At 38.4% G+C, this 19681-nt stretch carries 28 protein-coding genes; 26 read left to right on the forward strand and 2 right to left on the reverse strand.

The annotated features are described in order from the left end of the window. Positions 1–49 precede the first annotated feature (49 nt). From rplP to F777_RS0107005, 18 genes are all read left to right on the forward strand, one after another. The gene (gene rplP / locus F777_RS0106920) at positions 50–469 is read left to right on the forward strand and encodes a 50S ribosomal protein L16 (RefSeq protein ID WP_026751403.1); all 420 of its coding nucleotides are present in this window, start codon (positions 50–52) and stop codon (positions 467–469) included. Between the two features lie 18 nt (positions 470–487). Beyond that, a complete protein-coding gene (gene rpmC / locus F777_RS0106925) occupies positions 488–703 on the forward strand; it encodes a 50S ribosomal protein L29 (RefSeq protein ID WP_026751404.1) in 216 nt (71 codons plus the stop codon). Positions 704–720: 17 nt separating this feature from the next. After that, positions 721–978: a 30S ribosomal protein S17 gene (gene rpsQ / locus F777_RS0106930; RefSeq protein ID WP_026751405.1), complete on the forward strand. Its 258-nt coding sequence runs from the start codon at positions 721–723 to the stop codon at positions 976–978. 72 nt (positions 979–1050) lie between these two features. Beyond that, positions 1051–1419: a 50S ribosomal protein L14 gene (rplN, locus tag F777_RS0106935; protein ID WP_026751406.1), complete on the forward strand. Its 369-nt coding sequence runs from the start codon at positions 1051–1053 to the stop codon at positions 1417–1419. A 22-nt stretch (positions 1420–1441) separates the two neighbouring features. After that, entirely contained in the window at positions 1442–1780 is a 339-nt protein-coding gene (rplX, locus tag F777_RS0106940; RefSeq protein ID WP_026751407.1) for a 50S ribosomal protein L24, read from the forward strand. Further along, positions 1780–2349 carry a 50S ribosomal protein L5 gene (gene rplE / locus F777_RS0106945; RefSeq protein WP_026751408.1) on the forward strand — a complete coding sequence of 190 codons (570 nt, stop codon included), beginning with the start codon at positions 1780–1782 and terminating at the stop codon, positions 2347–2349. Before rplX ends, rplE begins: the two co-directional genes overlap by 1 nt. Before the next feature lie 22 nt (positions 2350–2371). Next, positions 2372–2641 (forward strand): 30S ribosomal protein S14, encoded by a 270-nt coding sequence (gene rpsN, locus F777_RS0106950; protein WP_026751409.1) that lies wholly within the window; start codon positions 2372–2374, stop codon positions 2639–2641. A gap of 48 nt (positions 2642–2689) precedes the next feature. Further along, complete coding sequence (rpsH, locus tag F777_RS0106955) at positions 2690–3088, forward strand: 30S ribosomal protein S8 (RefSeq protein ID WP_026751410.1); 399 nt, start codon at positions 2690–2692, stop codon at positions 3086–3088. Between the two features lie 79 nt (positions 3089–3167). After that, positions 3168–3722, forward strand: coding sequence for a 50S ribosomal protein L6 (gene rplF / locus F777_RS0106960; RefSeq protein ID WP_026751411.1), 555 nt, complete (start codon positions 3168–3170; stop codon positions 3720–3722). Between the two features lie 48 nt (positions 3723–3770). After that, positions 3771–4121, forward strand: a complete 351-nt coding sequence (gene rplR, locus F777_RS0106965; protein WP_026751412.1) for a 50S ribosomal protein L18 — start codon at positions 3771–3773, stop codon at positions 4119–4121. Positions 4122–4150: 29 nt separating this feature from the next. Then, complete coding sequence (gene rpsE, locus F777_RS0106970; RefSeq protein WP_026751413.1) at positions 4151–4672, forward strand: 30S ribosomal protein S5; 522 nt, start codon at positions 4151–4153, stop codon at positions 4670–4672. 5 nt (positions 4673–4677) lie between these two features. After that, positions 4678–4860: a 50S ribosomal protein L30 gene (rpmD, locus tag F777_RS0106975; RefSeq protein WP_026751414.1), complete on the forward strand. Its 183-nt coding sequence runs from the start codon at positions 4678–4680 to the stop codon at positions 4858–4860. Between the two features lie 122 nt (positions 4861–4982). Next, positions 4983–5432 carry a 50S ribosomal protein L15 gene (gene rplO / locus F777_RS0106980; RefSeq protein WP_026751415.1) on the forward strand — a complete coding sequence of 150 codons (450 nt, stop codon included), beginning with the start codon at positions 4983–4985 and terminating at the stop codon, positions 5430–5432. Positions 5433–5461: 29 nt separating this feature from the next. Beyond that, the gene (gene secY / locus F777_RS0106985; RefSeq protein ID WP_026751416.1) at positions 5462–6808 is read left to right on the forward strand and encodes a preprotein translocase subunit SecY; all 1347 of its coding nucleotides are present in this window, start codon (positions 5462–5464) and stop codon (positions 6806–6808) included. A 69-nt stretch (positions 6809–6877) separates the two neighbouring features. Beyond that, the gene (gene map / locus F777_RS0106990) at positions 6878–7702 is read left to right on the forward strand and encodes a type I methionyl aminopeptidase (RefSeq protein WP_235785898.1); all 825 of its coding nucleotides are present in this window, start codon (positions 6878–6880) and stop codon (positions 7700–7702) included. 15 nt (positions 7703–7717) lie between these two features. Then, complete coding sequence (locus F777_RS0106995) at positions 7718–8944, forward strand: BaiN/RdsA family NAD(P)/FAD-dependent oxidoreductase (RefSeq protein ID WP_026751418.1); 1227 nt, start codon at positions 7718–7720, stop codon at positions 8942–8944. A gap of 41 nt (positions 8945–8985) precedes the next feature. Beyond that, the gene (locus F777_RS0107000) at positions 8986–9414 is read left to right on the forward strand and encodes a CBS domain-containing protein (RefSeq protein ID WP_026751419.1); all 429 of its coding nucleotides are present in this window, start codon (positions 8986–8988) and stop codon (positions 9412–9414) included. Positions 9415–9583: 169 nt separating this feature from the next. Next, positions 9584–12160, forward strand: coding sequence for a zinc-dependent metalloprotease (locus F777_RS0107005; protein ID WP_026751420.1), 2577 nt, complete (start codon positions 9584–9586; stop codon positions 12158–12160). A 131-nt stretch (positions 12161–12291) separates the two neighbouring features. On the opposite strand, the gene F777_RS18080 is transcribed toward F777_RS0107005, so the two are convergent. After that, positions 12292–12462, reverse strand: a complete 171-nt coding sequence (locus F777_RS18080) for a hypothetical protein (RefSeq protein ID WP_173399620.1) — start codon at positions 12460–12462, stop codon at positions 12292–12294. A gap of 188 nt (positions 12463–12650) precedes the next feature. After that, positions 12651–13073: a hypothetical protein gene (locus tag F777_RS0107020; protein WP_026751421.1), complete on the reverse strand. Its 423-nt coding sequence runs from the start codon at positions 13071–13073 to the stop codon at positions 12651–12653. Positions 13074–13214: 141 nt separating this feature from the next. Between F777_RS0107020 and rpsA the strand changes: the two genes are divergently transcribed. The 8 genes from rpsA (at position 13215) to F777_RS0107060 (ending at position 19669) form a co-directional block, all read left to right on the forward strand. Further along, positions 13215–15107 carry a 30S ribosomal protein S1 gene (gene rpsA / locus F777_RS0107025; protein ID WP_026751422.1) on the forward strand — a complete coding sequence of 631 codons (1893 nt, stop codon included), beginning with the start codon at positions 13215–13217 and terminating at the stop codon, positions 15105–15107. 141 nt (positions 15108–15248) lie between these two features. After that, positions 15249–16055, forward strand: coding sequence for an outer membrane protein assembly factor BamD (locus F777_RS0107030; protein WP_026751423.1), 807 nt, complete (start codon positions 15249–15251; stop codon positions 16053–16055). Next, the gene (locus tag F777_RS0107035) at positions 16048–16392 is read left to right on the forward strand and encodes a DNA-directed RNA polymerase subunit omega (protein ID WP_026751424.1); all 345 of its coding nucleotides are present in this window, start codon (positions 16048–16050) and stop codon (positions 16390–16392) included. The genes F777_RS0107030 and F777_RS0107035 overlap by 8 nt, the downstream gene beginning before the upstream one ends. A gap of 85 nt (positions 16393–16477) precedes the next feature. Then, on the forward strand, positions 16478–17404 hold the full coding sequence (locus tag F777_RS0107040; RefSeq protein ID WP_026751425.1) for a type IX secretion system protein PorD: 927 nt from the start codon (positions 16478–16480) through the stop codon (positions 17402–17404). Then, positions 17401–17757, forward strand: a complete 357-nt coding sequence (locus F777_RS0107045) for a DUF4296 domain-containing protein (protein WP_152530881.1) — start codon at positions 17401–17403, stop codon at positions 17755–17757. Before F777_RS0107040 ends, F777_RS0107045 begins: the two co-directional genes overlap by 4 nt. 2 nt (positions 17758–17759) lie before the next feature. Next, positions 17760–18452, forward strand: a complete 693-nt coding sequence (locus tag F777_RS0107050; RefSeq protein ID WP_026751427.1) for a CoA transferase subunit A — start codon at positions 17760–17762, stop codon at positions 18450–18452. A gap of 25 nt (positions 18453–18477) precedes the next feature. Next, complete coding sequence (locus F777_RS0107055; protein WP_026751428.1) at positions 18478–19137, forward strand: 3-oxoacid CoA-transferase subunit B; 660 nt, start codon at positions 18478–18480, stop codon at positions 19135–19137. A gap of 61 nt (positions 19138–19198) precedes the next feature. Further along, positions 19199–19669 (forward strand): peroxiredoxin, encoded by a 471-nt coding sequence (locus F777_RS0107060; protein WP_026751429.1) that lies wholly within the window; start codon positions 19199–19201, stop codon positions 19667–19669. Positions 19670–19681 lie beyond the last annotated feature (12 nt).

The following is a 19681-nucleotide window of genomic DNA, read 5'->3' on the forward strand; positions in this document are numbered from 1 at the left end:
AAAGTTTTAAATAACTACGAATTCATTTCGTGGACCAAAAAACTAAAAAATGTTACAGCCGAAAAGAAGCAAACATAGGAAACAGCAGAAAGGACGCATTCGCGAAGTAGCTAAGCGTGGAACTGCTATATCATTTGGATCATTTGCCTTAAAAGCATTGGAACCCATTTGGTTAACCAACCGCCAAATTGAATCTGCCCGTCAGGCCATGACCCGTGCTATGAAGCGTGAGGGTAATGTATGGATCAGAGTATTCCCTGATAAAATCATCACTCATAAGCCTGCAGAGGTGAGAATGGGTAAGGGTAAAGGTAACCCTGAATACTGGGCTGCTGTTGTTGAGCCAGGACGTATCATCTTTGAATGCGATGGCGTTACAGAAGCTGTAGCTAAAGAAGCGATGGGTCTTGCCGCACAGAAATTACCAATCGCAACCAAGTTCATCGTAAGAAGAGATTTGCAAGCATAACCAATAAAAGAAATTGCAATGGCTAATAAAAAAACATACGAATTCAACAAGAATCTAAAGGATCTAAGTGTAACAGATCTTAGAGCTAAAATCCAGGAAGACGAGCTTCGTTTAAAGAAACTGGAATTTGCTCACGCTATCTCTCCACTTGAAAATCCAATGACTATTCGTGGACTTCGTAGAGACATCGCCCGTATTAAAACGGAATTGAAGAAAAAAGAAATGGGTATTTAAACCATAAATTAAACACAATGGCTGAAAGAAATTTGCGCAAAACAAGGACAGGGATCGTTACCAGCGATAAAATGGATAAAACCATCACTGTTGCGGTTGAAAGAAAAGTAAAACACCCTATCTACGGTAAGTTCGTAAAGAAAACTACCAAATTCCATGCTCATGATGAGAAGGGAGAGTGCACCATCGGTGATGTGGTAAAGATCATGGAAACTCGTCCGCTTAGTAAAACCAAGCGTTGGAGACTGGTTGAAATTGTAGAAAAAGCGAAATAACAATATTGATTTGAGTTTCTTATACCTCAACAGGTATCTGATGCTTGAATGTAAAATTTCAAATTAAATAAAATGATTCAGCAAGAAAGCAGGTTAAATGTAGCTGACAATAGTGGCGCTAAAGAAGTACTTTGTATTAAGGTACTTGGTAACAGCGGTCAGGATTATGCTAAAATCGGCGATAAAATTGTTGTTACGGTTAAAGACGCAATTCCTGCAGGTGGTGTTAAAAAAGGAACAGTATCCAAAGCAGTTATTGTTCGTACTAAAAACAAACTCCGCAGAAAAGATGGTTCTTACATCCGTTTTGATGACAACGCAGTAGTGTTGTTGAATAACTCAGATGAACCTCGCGGTACACGTATCTTTGGACCAGTAGCAAGAGAGTTGCGTGATAAGGGTTATATGAAAATTATTTCTCTTGCTCCTGAAGTATTATAAAAAAAGCTAAAAGCTAAATAAAATGAGTACAAGATTTAAACCCAAATTCAACATCAAGAAAGGTGATACCGTAGTGGTTATTGCCGGTGATGACAAGGATTTGAAAAAGCCTCGCACAGTATTGGAAGTGATTATCGATAAAGGTCGTGTAGTTGTAGAAGGAGTGAATATCGTTACCAAGCACACCAAGCCCTCTGCTCAAAATACCAAAGGTGGTATAGTAAAAGTAGAAGCTCCAATCAACATCAGTAATGTAATGTTGTGGGATGCCAAGAAAAGCGAGCCAACCAAAGTGAAGCGTACCCGTGAGAATGGTAAATTAATACGTGTATCTAAAAAATCTGGGGAGGTAATCAAATAATGAGTACAGAGAAATATACACCGAGATTAGCAGCAAAGTACACTAAAGAAGTAGTACCTGCTCTTATGAAGAAGTTTGCTTACTCAACAGTAATGCAAGCTCCTAAACTAGAAAAAATCTGTATCAACCGTGGTGTTAATGGTGCGGTTACAGATAAGAAACTAGTAGACATTGCAGTAGAAGAATTGAACATGATCACTGGTCAGAAAGCAGTTCCTACCATGTCTAAGAAAGACATTTCTAACTTTAAATTACGTAAAGGAATGCCAATTGGTGCCCGCGTAACTTTAAGAGGTGAAAAAATGTATGAATTCCTTGACAGATTGGTATCTGTTGCTTTACCACGTGTACGTGATTTCAAAGGAATCAGCGACAAAGCATTTGATGGTAGAGGTAACTATACTTTAGGTGTTACTGAACAAATCATTTTCCCTGAAATTGATATTGATAAAGTAAATAAAATCACCGGATTGGATATCACTTTTGTTACAACAGCAAATACCAATGAAGAAGCTTATGAGCTTTTAAAAGAATTGGGTATGCCGTTTAAAGGAACCAAGAAAGATTAATTAAACTCAGAACAAAAAAATTATGGCAAAAGAATCAGTAAAAGCCAGACAAAGAAAGCGCGAGAAAATGGTAGCTCAGTATGCTGAAAAGCGTGCGGCTTTAAAAGCAGCAGGCGATTATGCAGGTTTGGACCTACTACCTAAGAATGCTTCTCCGGTACGTTTAAAGAACCGTTGTCAGCTTACAGGAAGACCTAAAGGATACATGCGTTATTTTGGTCTGTCAAGGGTTATTTTCCGTGACATGGCTTTGAATGGTATGATTCCGGGCGTAAAGAAAGCAAGCTGGTAATCTACCCGCTGCTAAAACAAAATTTAGAACTGATATAATAAAAATAATATGGTAACTGATCCAATAGCAGACTTCTTAACTAGAATTCGTAATGCTCAGTTGGCTGGTCACAGACTGGTTGAAATTCCTGCTTCTAATTTAAAGAAGCGTTTAACAGAAATCTTATACGATCAGGGTTATATTCTGAAGTATAAATTCGAAGACGACAATAAGCAAGGTCTTATTAAGATTGCGCTTAAGTATGATCCTGCTACCAAACAACCAGCTATCCGCTCTTTGGAAAGAGTAAGCCGTCCTGGTTTACGTCAGTATGCTAAGCCTGCTGAAATTAAAAGAGTAATCAATGGTTTGGGAGTTGCAATCTTAAGTACTTCTAAAGGAGTATTGACTGATAAGCAAGCCAAGGCTCAGAATGTGGGTGGTGAAGTATTGTGTTACATTTCTTAATTAATTGAGTTCCGACAATTAAGCCTCTTAGTCGTGGCTGAACACGGAGCTTTCATACACATAAAAACAAAAATCGACTATGTCTAGAATTGGTAAACAACCAGTAGTAGTTCCGGCAGGTGTAACCATCACCGTTGATGCAGAGAACGTTTTAACAGTAAAAGGTCCAAAAGGACAATTGTCTCAGGCAATTGACAGAGATATCACTGTTAACATTAATGAAGGTAATATTACATTTACCAGACCTACAGATCAGATTCGTCACCGCGCCATGCACGGTCTATATCGTTCTTTGGTAAACAATATGGTGAAGGGTGTTACTGAAGGATATAAAAAAGAATTAGAGTTAGTAGGGGTAGGTTTTAAAGCTGCAAACTCAGGTAATTTGTTGGATCTTGCTTTAGGATATTCTCACAATATCATCATTGAAATTCCAAGTGAATTAAAAGTAACCACTACCAACGAAAAAGGACAAAACCCTAAAGTGTTCCTTGAAGGTATTGACAAGCAATTAATTGGTCAGGTTGCTGCTAAATTGAGAAGCTTACGTAAGCCTGAACCATACAAAGGAAAAGGTGTGAAATACGCTGGTGAAATCTTGAGAAGAAAAGCAGGTAAATCAGCAGGTAAATAATTAAACTAACAATCCCCCGGCCGAATCGGAGGTATAAAATAAAAAACAATGGGTAAATTAATTCAAAGGCAGAAAATTAGATACCGCATCCGTAAGAAGGTTGCTGGTACAGCTGTAAAGCCACGCCTTTCTGTATTCAGAAGCAATGCCGAAATCTATGCACAATTAATTGATGATGATAATGGAGTTACTTTAGCTGCTGCATCTTCAAGAGATAAAGACATCGCTGCTCAGAAAGTTACCAAGATTGAAAAAGCTAAAATGGTAGGTGCTGCAGTTGCAACTAAAGCTTTGGCTCTGGGTTTAACTAATTGTGTATTTGACAGAGGTGGAAATCTATATCATGGCCGTGTGAAGTCTGTAGCAGACGGAGCAAGAGAAGGTGGTCTGGTATTCTAATTACTAACATCAATTTAATCGCTCAATAAATGTCTAAAGTAAGCGTAAATAAAGTAAAAGCGGGTGGCGACATCGAATTAAAAGATAAGGTTGTTGCAATTAACCGTGTGGTAAAAACCACAAAAGGAGGCCGTACATTCAGTTTCTCTGCACTTGTTGTTGTTGGAAACGAAAATGGTATTGTAGGACAGGGTCTTGGTAAAGCAAAAGAAGTACAGGAAGCAATTGCTAAAGGTATTGAAGATGCTAAGAAGAATCTTGTGAAAGTACCGGTTATGCACGGAACAATTCCTCACGAACAGTGGGCTAAAGATGGTGCTGCTAAAGTACTTATTAAGCCAGCTGCACACGGAGCGGGAGTTATCGCGGGTGGTAGCATGCGTTCAGTTTTGGAAAGTGCTGGTATTACCGACGTACTTGCTAAAAGCCTTGGATCTGCAAATCCTCACAACGTGGTTAAAGCTACTATCAAAGCGTTAAGCCTTTTGAGAGAACCAGTTCAGGTTGCTAAAGGACGTAACATTAAATTGAGCAAAGTATTCAACGGATAATATTTATGAAAAAGATTAAAATCACACAAATAAAAAGCGGTATCGACAGACCTGAGCGTCAGAAGCAAACCCTTATTGCGCTTGGTTTAAAGAAGTTGAATGCCTCTAGAGAAGTAGAAGCTACTCCACAAATATTAGGTATGGTTAACAAAGTTAGCCACCTGGTGAAGGTTGAAGAGGTTGCTTAATTAAAAATTTTTTAAGTCAGTAGTTTGGATATACCGCTTCATGCGGATATCTTTACTCCTGACTTTTATTTATTATAAACAACGCGAGGGGTGATACCCCGTAAGTTCAAAATCAAAGTAAAATGAAACTACACAATTTAAAGCCTGCTGAAGGTTCAGTAAAAAGAGAAAAGAGATTAGGTCGTGGTGAAGCATCTGGTAAAGGTGGTACTTCAACCAAAGGTAACAAAGGTGGTCAGAGCCGTGCTGGTTACAAGAGCAAAATGGCTCACGAAGGTGGTCAGATGCCAATTCAGCGTAGAATTCCTAAGCGTGGATTCAAGAACAATAACAGAGTTGAGTACAAAGTATTCAATTTAGGTCAGTTAGATCAGTTAGTAGAGAAATACGGTTTCACTGAAATTTCTCTTGAGAATTTATACATCAATGGTTTAATCAACCGTACTGATAGTGTTAAGGTATTAGGTAATGGCGAACTGAAGTCAAAGCTCAGTTTCAAAATTAACGCCATCAGCGAAAAAGCAAAAGCTGCTATTGAAGCTGCAGGCGGAACAGTTGAGATTATCAAATAATTAAGTTTAACGCCATTTAATTTAGTGAAGTGAAAAAACTAGTTCAGACTTTTAAGAACATTTGGACCATTGAAGAGTTACGTAATAAAATTATTGTAACCCTTGCTTTGGTGTTAACTTATCGTTTTGGTACGCATATCGTTTTACCAGGTATTGATCCGAATAAAATTGAAGCAGCTGCCAATTCAGCTAAGAGCAATGGCCTCTTGGGCATATTTGATATGTTTGCCGGTGGTGCCTTTTCACAAGCTTCTATTCTTGCCTTAGGTATCATGCCTTACATTTCTGCTTCTATCTTTATGCAATTGATGACCATTTTGGTTCCTCAGTTACAGAAGGTACAGAAAGAAGGAGAGAGTGGTCGTAAAAAAATCAACCAGTGGACCAGATACCTGACAGTATTGGTTACTTTATTCCAGGCAGGTGCTTATGTAGCTTACCTGAATAGTCCCGGATATGCCGAAGCGATTTTACCAGCTTATAAGCCTTTCTTCTGGTTTTCAACCGTTATTACCTTAACTGCAGGTACTTTGTTTGTTATGTGGTTAGGTGAAAGAATTCAGGACAAGGGATTAGGTAATGGTACTTCTATTATCATCATGGTTGGTATCCTTGCCCGTTTACCACAAAGCATTATCCAGGAATTTGGTGCCAAAGGTGTTAGCGGTGGCGGTGGATTGTTAATCTTCTTAATTGAAATGGCCGTATTGGTTTCCATTATCATGGGATTGATTATCCTGGTTCAGGGTGTAAGAAAAATACCAGTTAACTACGCAAAACAAATCATTGGTAGCAGACAATTTGGCGGCGCACGTCAGTTTTTACCTGTAAAAGTGAACAGTGCCGGTGTTATGCCTATCATTTTTGCGCAGGCCATTATGTTCCTGCCTACCTTGGTTTCTTTTACTAATCTGGATTCTGCTTCCGGCATTGTGAAAATCTTTAACGATCACAGCAATGCATGGTATATGTTAATCTACTCTGTAATGGTAATTGGTTTTACTTTCCTTTACACTGCATTGATATTTAACCCTAAGCAGATTGCAGAAGATTTAAAGCGCAATAATGGATTTGTTCCCGGTGTTAAACCCGGGCAACCTACTGCAGATTATATTGGAGCAATTATGGATAAGATTACTTTACCTGGCGCTATATTCTTAGCATTGGTTGGTATTCTTCCAGGTTTTGCTCAAAGACTAGGTGTAACGCAAGGTTTCAGTACCTTCTTCGGTGGAACTTCTTTATTGATTATGGTAGGTGTTGTTTTAGATACCCTACAACAAATTGAAACCTACTTGTTAATGCGTCAGTACGATGGCTTAATGAATAGCGGAAGAGTTCAGGGAAGACAGGGGGTAACCAGTTCTACCATCTAGTATCAAATAAAATAACGAACTTTGTAAACCTGTTTGGCAATGCTGAACAGGTTTACTTTTTAATAGACAATGACCAGAAGAAATAAAGAGATGATTATTTATAAAACGGATGCGGAAATAGATTTAATGAAAAATGCTGCAGTCTTAGTTAGCAAAACACTGGCTGAAGTGGCCAAAATATTGAAGCCTGGAGTTACAACGCTTGAAATTGATAAGTTTTGTGCCAATTTTATTCAAAAGCACAATGCTACTTCCTCTTTTTTAAATTACAGAGGCTATCCCTTCACTATCTGTGCATCAGTGAATGATGTGGTTGTTCATGGATTTCCCAATGATACCCCATTGAAAAATGGTGATATTGTTTCTATTGATATGGGCGTTATTTTAAACGGTTGGCACGGTGATCATGCTTATACTTTTATTATGGGCAATGCAGATCCTGCAGCCATTGAACTGGTTAAGGTTACCAAAGAGTCTCTTTACAAAGGCATTGAAAAAGCAATTGTAAATAATAGGATTGGTGATATTGCCTATGCCATTCAGGAGCATACAGAAATTAAACACGGGTATGGCGTAGTAAGAGAACTGGTAGGACATGGTTTGGGAAGAAGCCTGCACGAAGATCCGCAAATGCCCAACTATGGTAAAAGAGGTACAGGACCCAAGTTGAAGGAAAATCTGGTGCTGGCCATTGAGCCAATGATTAATATGGGTAGCAGGGAAGTATATACTGATGAGGATGGATGGACCATTAAAACCAGAGACGGGAAGCCTTCTGTTCATTTTGAACACGATGTTTGTGTAAAGAGAAATAAGGCTTTAATCCTTTCTGATTACAGTATTATTGAAGCAGAAGAAAAAGCCAATCCACATTTGAACTCCAGTTATTATTAGTATTCAATTTTATAAATGAAAAAGCTGGTTGTGGTAGGAGGTGGGGCTGCTGGATTTTTTTGCGCTGTTAATGCAGCGAGAATGAATCCGGCTTTGGAAGTGATACTATTAGAAAAATCTGCCAAGCTCTTATCTAAAGTAAGAATCAGTGGTGGGGGCAGATGTAATACCACGCATGAATTATTTGATATTCCAGCCCTGGTTAAAAAATATCCTCGTGGAGAGCAATTTATCAAAAAGGCTTTTCACCAGTTCAATACCAGGGACACCATTAACTGGTTTGAAGAAAGAGGCGTAAAACTTCATGCCGAATCCGACGGCAGAATGTTTCCTGTTACCAACCAGTCTGCTACTATTATTGATTGTTTATTGCGTGAAGCCGATTTATATAAGGTTAAAGTAAGTACGAACACGGGTGTACATTCCATTGTAAAAGAGGGCAATCAATGGAAAATTCTTACTGAGAAAAAGGAAGAGATTATAGCAGATGCAGTTTGTGTTGCTTGTGGTGGTTTGCCCAAATTGTCTATGTTTGATTGGTTAAAAAATACCGGACACAGTATTGTAGAACCCATCCCTTCTCTGTTCACTTTAAATATGCCCAAACATCCTATTATAGCTTTAATGGGGGTTTCAGTGCCCAATGTCTCACTTAAAGTGGTAGGTTCTAAATTAAAAGAATCCGGTCCTTTATTGATTACTCACTGGGGGTTGAGCGGACCTGCTGTTCTGAAACTATCTGCCTGGGGTGCAAGACAATTGGCTGAGCTCAATTATCATTTTGAAGTTGTTGTGAACTGGCTGGGTGAACTAAATGAAACCCTTTTAAGAGAGGAATGGTCATTTTACCGGGAACAAATGGCTACTCAAAAAATGTGGGGTAAATCTCCCTTTGCATTGCCCAATCGTTTGTGGCAATTTTTATTGCATGAAGCGGGTATTAGCGAGGATACCAAGTGGGCCGAACTGAAATCTGTTCAGCAGAATAAACTGATTCAGCTCTTGACCCATAGTAGTTATTCAATTTCCGGTAAAACCACATTCAAGGAGGAATTTGTAACAGCGGGAGGAATCGCCCTTTCTGAAATCCATCCCCAAACCATGGAAAGCAGGATTGCCCCCCATCTCTATTTTGCGGGAGAAGTAATGGATGTGGATGGAATTACAGGGGGATTTAATTTTCAGCATGCCTGGACAAGCGGTTTTATTGCTGCTACTGCCATTGCTCAAAAGTTTGCATAACTCAATTTCTTTGCTTAACTTATTGCAAGAAATATTTTTCTATGCATAAAGTAAGTGATATTCTCAACCGTAAAGGCACTCAGGTAACCGTAGTTGCTCCTGATACTACCGTAATTGAAGCCCTAAGAGTCATGGCAGAAAAAAACATTGGTTCTGTTGTGGTTATGGATAAAGAACGTTTCTTAGGAATATTAACAGAACGTGATTACTCCAGAAAAGTAATACTGATGGGAAGGCATTCCAGTGATACGCCAGTAAGCGAAATCATGAGTGCAGATTTCCCGTCTATTACTTTAACTGATACGGTTGAACATTGCATGCAGTTGATGAGTTCAAGAAGAATCCGGTATTTGCCTGTAATGCAAAATGATCAGCTTGCCGGAATTATCAGTATGAATGATTTGGTGGCTGAAACCATCCTGAGTCAACAACAAACCATCACTCAGTTAGAAAACTATTTACAATCTTAAGTTGATTAGCCCCAATGGGAATTGTAGCTACTTATTTTGAATATTGAGGGGTCCATTCATAATGGCTAATTACTTATCGACTGCTTTTTTTACCAATCATCAAAGATTTTGTTAATTCCATTTTGCGTATTAGCAGAATGCATAATTTGTTCTTCACTAAACTACTTGTATGAAAAAATATGTAATCGGCTCTGCCATGCTTTTTCTGGGTGTAAGCACTCTGGTAAATGCACAGCAGGTGTCTACCCCTCCCGCTAAACCAGCTACAGCAGATACGGCCAAGCCGGCTGCCCCCAAAAAACAAACCGTTGCAGATAAAACAAAGGGCACCAAAAAACTGGAAGGCCTTTTTACGCTTTACCAGGATACTACTACTGGAAGTTTACAGATGTATATTAGAAAAGACCAATTGGAAAAAGAGTTCATTTATCAGAGCTTTTCAATCAGTGGTCCAACCACTTTGTTTTTGAATCAGAGCATGCACAGAAATACAGCTGTGTACAAGATTAAAAAAGCTTTCGATAAATTGGAATTTTCTGAAGTCAACACTAATTTTTATTATGACCCGAAAAATGCGGTGAGCAAATCTGCTGATGTTGACAAACCTGAAGCCGTTTTCTTTAATGACAAATTTAGCATTGAAGACGAAAATGGGTATTTGATTAGTGTGGATGGTTTGTTTTTAAGTGAGAAGATGGACCCTGTTAAACCACAAATGGCGCCCAGCCCTATGGCGATGTTCATGTTTAATTTAGGCGGTTTAAATCCCACCAAATCAAAATATGCCGATATCCGTTCTTATCCGAATAATACAGATGTTGTAGTTGATTTATCTTATGATAATCCAACTACACTGGCAAGTGGCGGACCTGATGTTGTTGACCCCAGATATGTTCGTGTAAGAATGCAGCATAGTTTTCTGGAAATGCCTAAGAATGATTTCAGGGCAAGAAGAGACGATCCGCGCGTTGGATATTTTATGCAGCAGAGAACCAATATGACCAGCGTTAGCACTGTGCCTTACAAGGATATGATTAACCGTTGGTTTTTGAAAAAGAAAGATCCATCAGCTGCGTTGAGTGAGCCTGTTGAGCCCATTGTTTTCTGGGTTGAGAATACAACGCCTGTTGAGTACAGACAAATTATTATAGACGCTGGTTTAAAATGGAATGAAGCTTTTGAAAAGGCAGGATTTAAGAATGCTGTTCAAATGAAAATGATGCCTGATGATGCCAAGTGGGATCCAGCAGATATACGATACAATGTTATCAGATGGGTTTCTTCTGCACAGCCCTCCTATGGTGCCATTGGACCTAGTTTTGTGAATCCGAGAACCGGACAAATTTTAGGTTCGGATATTACAGTTGAATGGTATTCTGGTAGTGCAACCCCAATTCAGGATGAATTGTTTAACGGACCTTCCATGCCTCAGTTAATTTTCCCTGGTATGGAGCACCAGCATGCATTTAATTGCAATATTGGTTCTGAATTAAAAATGCAATATTCAGCTGGGCTAACTACGCTAGAAACAACGAATGCAAGCCCTGAAGAAATCAAGGCGATGCATGAACAGTTTCTTATTTATTTAATTATGCATGAAATGGGGCATACTCTTGGGCTGAATCATAATATGAAGAGTAGTCAGATGCTTTCTCCTTCAGAAGTACACAATACTGCTATTACCCGGAAAATTGGATTGATTGGTTCTGTTATGGATTATCCTGCTGTTAATATTTCTTTAGATAGAAGTAAACAAGGAGATTATTATACAACCAAAGCCGGACCTTATGATATCTGGGCTATTGAATATGGTTATACTCCTTTTATTTCTGAAGCTGAAGAGGAAGTGATGTTAAGCAAGATTTTGTCTAGAAGCAATGATCCAAAATTGGCATTTGGAAATGATGGTGATGATATGCGTGCACCAGGTAAAGCGATTGACCCAAGAGTGAATGTGAATGATATGAGTAGTGACGCCATTGCTTATGCAGAAGAGCGTTTTAAACTGGTAAATAATGTAATGGGTAAACTGGTGCAGAAATATACAAAGCCTGGTCAGTCATTTGCAGAATTAAGATCCAGATACAGTATGTTGCAAGGACAACGTAGTGGTCAGATTAATGCAGTAAGCCGCTATATTGGGGGTGTTTATATTGATCGTAGTTTCCCTGAACAGAATTCAGGCAACAAACCCTATACGCCTACACCTTATGCTACACAAAAGAAAGCTATGGAAGTGTTGACTAAATATGTGTTTGCTCCGAATGCATTTGAAGCTGACACCCAGGTATTCCCTTACCTGCAAATGCAACGTCGTGGTTTTAATCAGCCAGGGAATGGAGAAGATTTTAAAGTAACCAGCAATTTCTTAGGTCTGCAGGTGAATGGTGCATTGGCACATATTTTAAATCCAATCACTTTGCAAAGAATCAATAATACCCGGTTGTATGGAAATGAATACGGAGTTGTAGATGTGATGGGAGATCTGGTAAAAGGAATATTTGATGCGGATATCAATATCAATGTAAATATGTACCGTAGATACTTGCAAATCAGTTTTGTAAAAGGTGCTGCAAGTTTAATTGCGCCTACCTCAACTTTAGATGAAGTATCTAAATCGGCGGCTTTGTATACTTTGAGAAAATTGAGAACCAAATTGGCTGCTGCGGTTTCTCCTAATGAAGATACCAAAGCGCACAGAACACATTTGATTTTCTTACTCGATAAAGCTTTGAAGGCAGACTAATACAATTCTTCGTTGAAATAAAAAATCCGCTCTGGTTTACCGGGCGGATTTTTTGTTTTGTTTCTAGATGATTTTTTGAATCTTGATTACCTTGTAATGATTAGTAATCGTTAAAGAATTTCGATATGGGGTTATTGCCCTGATTTTTTCACAGGAGATTTCTTTGCTTCTTTATTTTCCTTGTATCGCATATCAGGTGTACCATCCGCTTTTCTTGGACCTGGTGCGGTAGCTCTGAATTTTTCTTTATTGGCCTTATACCTCATGTCCGGTGATCCGTCAGACTTGCTCGGGTGTATCACCTGACTGTTTTTACCAGCAGGATTAATTTTTTTTGAAATTGCTGAATTTTTTTAATATCAGCAGGGTTTTGGGTGGACCCTTTTTGTGAGAAGCCATTATAGACAAGGCATAAAAACAGGCAGCTGAGCAAGAAAGATTTTAGCATGATTAAATTGGTTTGTTCAGCTGCCAAATTACAGATTCTGATTTAATATCTTCTGGGATATGTTTGGGCTATTTTGGCTTCTTTTCTTTCTGTATTATTGCTGGGGCTTTTGTATCCGGGTGAGCCAATCCTTTCTGCTGCTCCTCCAGGTCCTGCTTTGTATTTTGCTTCCGGGTTGGCATTAGAAGTGGTGTTTTGAATAAATTGCATCCTTCTGCGAATACTATCCAGGTTTTCTTTATTTTTTTTGGCTTTTTCCGCGTCAGTTAAGACTGGCTCCGCATTTTTTGGCTTTTTGCCCATGGCCATGGCTTTGGCTCTTTCTGCCTTATTCGCCATCATTTGCGCTTCAATGGCTTTTTTCTGTGCCCGCAAAGCTCGTTCTACTCGCGGATCATGGGATTGGGCATTGACTGCACCGATTAAAAGAGCCCCTACAATTAGGTAGGATAAATGGATTTTCATCAGTTTTTACACTTAGTAAGGACAAATTAGCGAAATATTTATATATGTGCAATAGCAAAGGGGGAAATAATACTATTTACAAGCTAAAATTTAACAATAATTGTTACCTTTGCCCCCCGATTAAAACCATCGGGTTATTGTATGAATTTATTTAATAAACAACTAAACGCAGATGCTCAGGAGAACGCAGCCGCTTCAGAAGCCGCTAACGTACCTACTGCGACAACAAAAGCACCTGAAGTAGTAGAAACTGCTCATGACGATTTTGACTGGAGCATTGACAAGAGAAATGTAAGTCATTATGCGGCTACAGAGCGTGAAAAGTACGATAAGGTATATGACAATACTTTCGTACAAATTGAAGACGGTGAAATCATTAAAGGATTAGTGGTTGCCTTAACTAAAACAGATGTTGTTGTAAACATTGGTTTTAAAAGTGATGGCCTTGTTTCTTTAAATGAATTCCGTGATTTGCCAGGTTTGGCGGTAGGGGATGAAGTTGAAGTAATGGTTGTTGAAAAAGAAGACCGTTCCGGAAATCTTCATTTGAGCCGTAAGTCTGCAAGAATTTTCCGTGCTTGGGAAAGAATTGTGGAAGTTCATAAAACCGGTGAAGTAGTAACGGGAACTGTTACCAGCAAAACAAAAGGTGGATTAATTGTTGATGTATTTGGTATGGAAACTTTCTTACCAGGTTCTCAGATTGACGTGAAGCCTGTAACTGATTACGATCAGTTTGTTGGTAAAACAATGGAATTTAAAGTAGTTAAGATTAACGAAACCATCAAGAATGCCGTTGTTTCTCACAAAGCATTAATTGAAAGTGATATTGAAGCACAACGTGCAGAAATCATGAGTAAACTTGAAAAAGGTCAGGTATTAGAAGGTATCGTTAAGAATATCACTGACTTCGGAGCATTCATGGACTTAGGTGGATTGGATGGTTTACTATACATCACCGATATTTCATGGGGTAGAATTTCTCACCCTAGCGAAGTGGTGAAAATGGATCAGAAACTACAGGTGGTTGTATTAGACTTTGATGATGACAAAAAGCGTATCAGCCTTGGTCTTAAGCAATTGACCCCACATCCATGGGATGTATTACCTGAAGGATTGGCGGAAGGTTCTGTAGTAAAAGGTAAAGTTGTAAACATTGAAGATTACGGCGCATTCCTTGAAATTCAACCTGGTGTTGAAGGCTTGGTTCACGTATCTGAAATTACCTGGGCTAATACCCCAATTAATGCGAAGGAATTCTTTAAATTAGGTGACGAGCACGAAGCTAAAGTGGTTACTTTAGACAAAGATGCCCGCAAGATGAGCTTGAGCATTAAACAAATGACTCAGGATCCTTGGAACACCATTGAAAATAAATATCCTGAGAACAGCAAGCACAAAGGTTTGGTTAAAAACATCACTCCTTATGGCGTTTTCGTAGAGTTAGAGCCAGGAATTGGTGGAATGATTCATATCAGCGATTTAAGCTGGTTGAAGCGTTTCAATCACCCAACTGACTATACAAAAGTTGCTGATCAGATTGACGTTATCATCCTTAGCATTGATAAAGAAAACCGTAAACTTCAGTTAGGACACAAACAGTTGGAAGAAGATCCCTGGAATTCTCTTGAGGAAACTTTTGCCATCGGTTCTATCCACGAAGGAACAGTTACCCGTAAAGATGACAAGGGTGCATTGGTTCAATTACAGTATGGTTTAGAAGGTTTTGCCCCTAACCGTCACTTGAATAAGGAAGATGGTACTCAGGTTAAAGCCGATGAAACTGCACAGTTTGTGGTAATTGAATTTGACCGTAACGAAAAGCGCATCGTTCTTAGCCACGCCCGTATTTGGGAGCAGCATATAGCTGAAGAAAAAGAAGCTGCTAAGAAAGAAGCAAAAGCTGAATCTGATAACACCAAGAAAGCAGTTAAGAACATCCAGGCTAAAGTAGAAAAAGCTACTTTGGGTGACTTAGGTGCTCTTGCTGAAATCAAGGCAAAATTGCAGGAAGGAGAGGGTGATAGCAAGTAATATCACCTAAAGTTGTAATACAAAAAGGCTGTCCGGTTTAAACGCTGGATGGCCTTTTTAGCTATTAATTAACGGCCGCCGCCCCGATTTCCAAAAATCCCTTCTTAAATTGCCTTTTTATACGTAATTTCGCCAACTTCTATGGGTAGAATTGTAACTATTTTATTGCTTATTGTTTTTTTGGGAACCGCTTGTACTACCAAATTTGCCAAGATAATGAAGAGCAAAGATTATGAGTATAAGTACAAAATGGCGGAGCAGTATTATGCCAACAAAAAATACCCGGAAGCATTAAGGCTCTTTGAAGATATTTTCCCTTATTTAAAAGGTTCTCAGCGATATGAAGACATGTACTATAAGTATGCGTATTCCTATTTCTATATTAAGGACTATCTGAATGCGGAAAATATGTTTAAAAGCTTTGTAGAAAACTTTCCTGCAAGCACCAGAACACAGGACTGCGAATACATGAGAGCCTACTGTTATTATAAACAGTCACCCAAAGTTGAACTGGATCAAACCAATACCACAAAGACAATGGGTCTGATGCAGGCTTTTATTAGTACGCATCCTACATCGCCAAGGGTTAAAGAAGCTACAGAGATCATTGATTTATGCAGGGAAAAATTAGAGCTGAAGGAATTCCTGAGTGCAGAATTGTATTATAATCTGGGATTTTATAAAGCTGCAGCAATAGCGTTTAGTAATGTTGCTGACAATTTTCCCGATTCAAAAAAATCGGATGAATATAAAGTACTCATGATTAAGTCTTACTTCAAGTATGCTGAAATGAGTTACGAAGAAAAGCAGAAAGAGCGTTATGAAAAAGTGTTGTCGGAGTGTAATGAATTTGCAGAAAGATTTACCGACAGTAAATATTTGGAAGAAGTAAACAAGTATAAAACACAAACCCTTAACATACTTAAAAAAACGGGAAAAAATGAGTAAACTAAGAAGGCAGATGAGTGCCAATACCGCCAGTGTGGTAGAAACCAAAAGCCTGATCTCCATAAAAGAGAAAACAGGTAATCTGTATGAATCTATTGCAATTATTGCAAGAAGAGCTAACCAGATTAATATTTCTCTGCGTGAAGAATTACACAACAAATTGGAAGAGTTTGCCAGCCATACAGATAGTCTGGAAGAAATTCATGAGAATAAGGAGCAGATTGAAATTTCCCGCGCATACGAGAAGATGCCTAATCCTGCAATTTTGGCAACTACCGAATTCATGGAAGGGAAAGTGTACCATAGAAAAAATCTAGATACAGACTTATTCCGATAAGCTAATTCTTTCTAAAATGATTCAAACGACAGTATTTTACTGTCGTTTTTTGTTATTTTTAGTTTCTGTTCAACCTAATCTTACCATGTATTTCTTACGTATTACCATTCTTTTTCTTTCCCTGTTTACTTTGCCAGAGTTTTTATGTGCACAGGAGTTGAAAGCAAAAGTTTCCGTAATGGCTGCAAGGGTTGCTACTACTGTAGACAGGAAAATATTCACAACCCTCCAGACACAGTTGAATAATTTCATGAATAACAGAAAATGGACGAATGATGTATTTAAAGAAAATGAAAAAATTGAATGCAGTTTTATCATCAACATTGAGTCCGCTGTAGAACCCAATATATACAAAGCTTCTTTAACGATTCAAGCGGCTAGACCTGTTTTCAATGCCTCGTATCAGTCTGCGCTTGTAAATTTTATCGACCCGGAATTACTGTTTAAATATGTAGAGTTTCAGCCTGTTGAATTTAATGAGAACAGGGTACAGGGTACCGATGCAAGTATGGCAAATTTAACGGCGGTGCTTGCTTACTATGCTTATATGATTATTGGTTTGGACTATGATTCCTTTTCTCCGAAAAGCGGGGAACCCTATTTCCGAAAAGCACAGAATATTGTGAACAATGCTCCGGAGGGGAGTAAAATTGCGGGATGGAGAATGTTTGATGGGTTAAGAAACCGTTATTGGCTTAACGAAAATCTGATTAATACCAAGTTTAATATTATTCATGATGTTATATATACATACTACCGGGCAGGTCTGGACAAATTAATTGAAAATGAGAATGAAGCGAGAGCCAATATTTTACAGGCACTGATTCAATTGAATGCTTTGAATAAGGAAAATCCAAATAGTATGATTCTGCAATTTTTTATGCAGGGTAAAACAACAGAATTGATTGGAATATTCAAGAAAGGAAGTTTTGAAGAAAAACAAAAAGCGGTTGAATTATTATCGTTCCTGGATATTCCCAACGCCAATAAATATAAAGAGGAGCTGAAGTGAGAAAACTATTTTATTCCCTGATTGTTCTTTTTATGTTGGCTTGCGGAGGTGAGAAAATTCCCAAGAATGTTATTCCCGTCAATGATATGAGTAAGATTATGTGGGATATGATAAAGATGGATGAATACTATCTCCGCCTTACAGCCAAAGACACATTGAATTTAAAGATTAAAGAGAATATCCGTTTGTATGAGCAGGTATTCAGTAGCTATGGCATTAAAAGAAAAAATTTTTACGATAGCTATCATTATTATGAAGCACATCCCAGTCAGTTTAAAGTTCTGATTGATTCAATTGATGCCATTGCAACGCGCGAAAGAAATTTGATTAATCAAAAATCACAATCCAAATAAGAATGAACAAGGTATTTAAAGATGCATTAGAAGCAACTGCAGATATTAAAAATGGTGCAGTAATTATGCTGGGTGGATTTGGTTTAAACGGAATACCGGAAAACAGTATTGCTGCCTTGGTAGCGCATAATGTTCAATCCTTAACCTGTATATCTAATAATGCAGGTGTTGATGATTTTGGTCTTGGACTTTTATTGCAGACCCGTCAGATTAAGAAAATGATTAGCAGTTATGTTGGGGAAAATGCATTGTTTGAAAAGCTATTGTTAAGCGGTGAGCTTGAAGTTGACCTTGTTCCGCAGGGTACTTTGGCAACCGGAATACAAATGGCAGCCATGGGCATACCTGCTTATTTTACTCCTGCTGGTTATGGTACTGAAATTGCCGAGGGAAAGGAAGTAAGGGAATTTGACGGTAAAATGTATTTAATGGAAAAAGCCATTCATGCAGACTTTGCTATTGTAAAAGCATGGAAGGGAGACAAAGCAGGTAATTTGGTTTTTAGAAAAGCTACCAGAAATTTCTCTACATCAATGGCTAAAGCAGGTAATATAACTATTGCAGAAGTAGAGCATTTGGTTGAACCGGGAGAAATTGATCCCGATGAAGTGGATGTAGCAGGCGTTTATGTGCATCGCATTTTCGAAGGGAAGAATTATGAAAAGAGAATAGAAAGAAGAACTACCCGTATTTAATGATATTTCAAAACAAACCCTTATCATGGCTTTAGATAAATTTGGTATTGCTAAGCGTATTGCACAGGAGTTAAAAGACGGCATGTATGTGAATTTGGGCATTGGTATCCCTACATTGGTTGCGAATTATATACCATCTGATATTGCTGTTGTTTTTCAGAGTGAAAATGGAATATTGGGTATGGGGCCTTATCCAGATGAAGCGTCCATTGATGCCGATTTAATTAATGCTGGTAAAGAAACTGTAACCGTAATTCCTGGTGGTGCTTTTTTCGACAGCGCAGAAAGTTTTGGAATGATCAGGGCCGGGAAAATTGACCTGACAGTTCTTGGGGCTATGGAAGTGAGTGAAAAAGGCGATATTGCCAACTGGAAGATTCCTGGTAAAATGGTTAAGGGAATGGGAGGGGCAATGGATTTGGTCGCTAGTGCTAAGAATATCATTGTGGCAATGATGCATACGAATCCTAAGGGGGAGAGTAAATTGCTACCTTCTTGCAGTCTACCTTTAACTGGCGTTTCCTGTGTTAAAAAAATTGTAACCGAATTAGCTGTACTCTCTGTTACTCCTGATGGATTTTTCCTGCATGAGCGAGCCCCTGGTGTGTCTGTAGAAGAAATTAAATCAAAAACACTGGGTAAGCTGGTTGTTCCTGATTTCGTTCCTGAAATGCAAATCTCCTAAAACCTTTTTCCTCCATTTTTGTTGAACAATTTAAATAACATTCACTTTAAAATCAATCATAATGAGTATTCAAGTAGGACAAAAAGCTCCGTCATTTTCTCTTTTTAATACTGAAAAACAAAAAGTTACCCTGGATGAGTTAAAAGGCAAACCAGTAGTATTATTGTTTTTCCCTCTGGCTTTTACAGGAGTATGCACGGCCGAGCTTTGTAACGTTAGAGACAATATTGCCTTATATAATAATACCAATGCGCAGGTTTTTGGTATTTCAGTAGATTCCCTCTTTACCCTTGACAAGTTCAGTAAAGAACAAAACCTGAACTTCCCATTATTAAGTGATTTTAATAAGGAGGCAGCTAAGGCTTATGGAGTTTTGTATGAAACCTTCCCTGCTTTTGAAATGATGGGAGTTAGTAAACGTGCTGCTTTTGTTATTGATGCTGAGGGTACTGTAAAATATGCTGAAGTTTGCCCTACACCTGGCGATCTTCCAAGCTTTGAAGCTATCCAGTCAACACTAGCTTCTTTATAATTAATAAATATA

The sequence above is a fragment of the Sediminibacterium sp. C3 genome (assembly GCF_000508085.1).
Classification (GTDB): Bacteria; Bacteroidota; Bacteroidia; order Chitinophagales; family Chitinophagaceae; genus Sediminibacterium.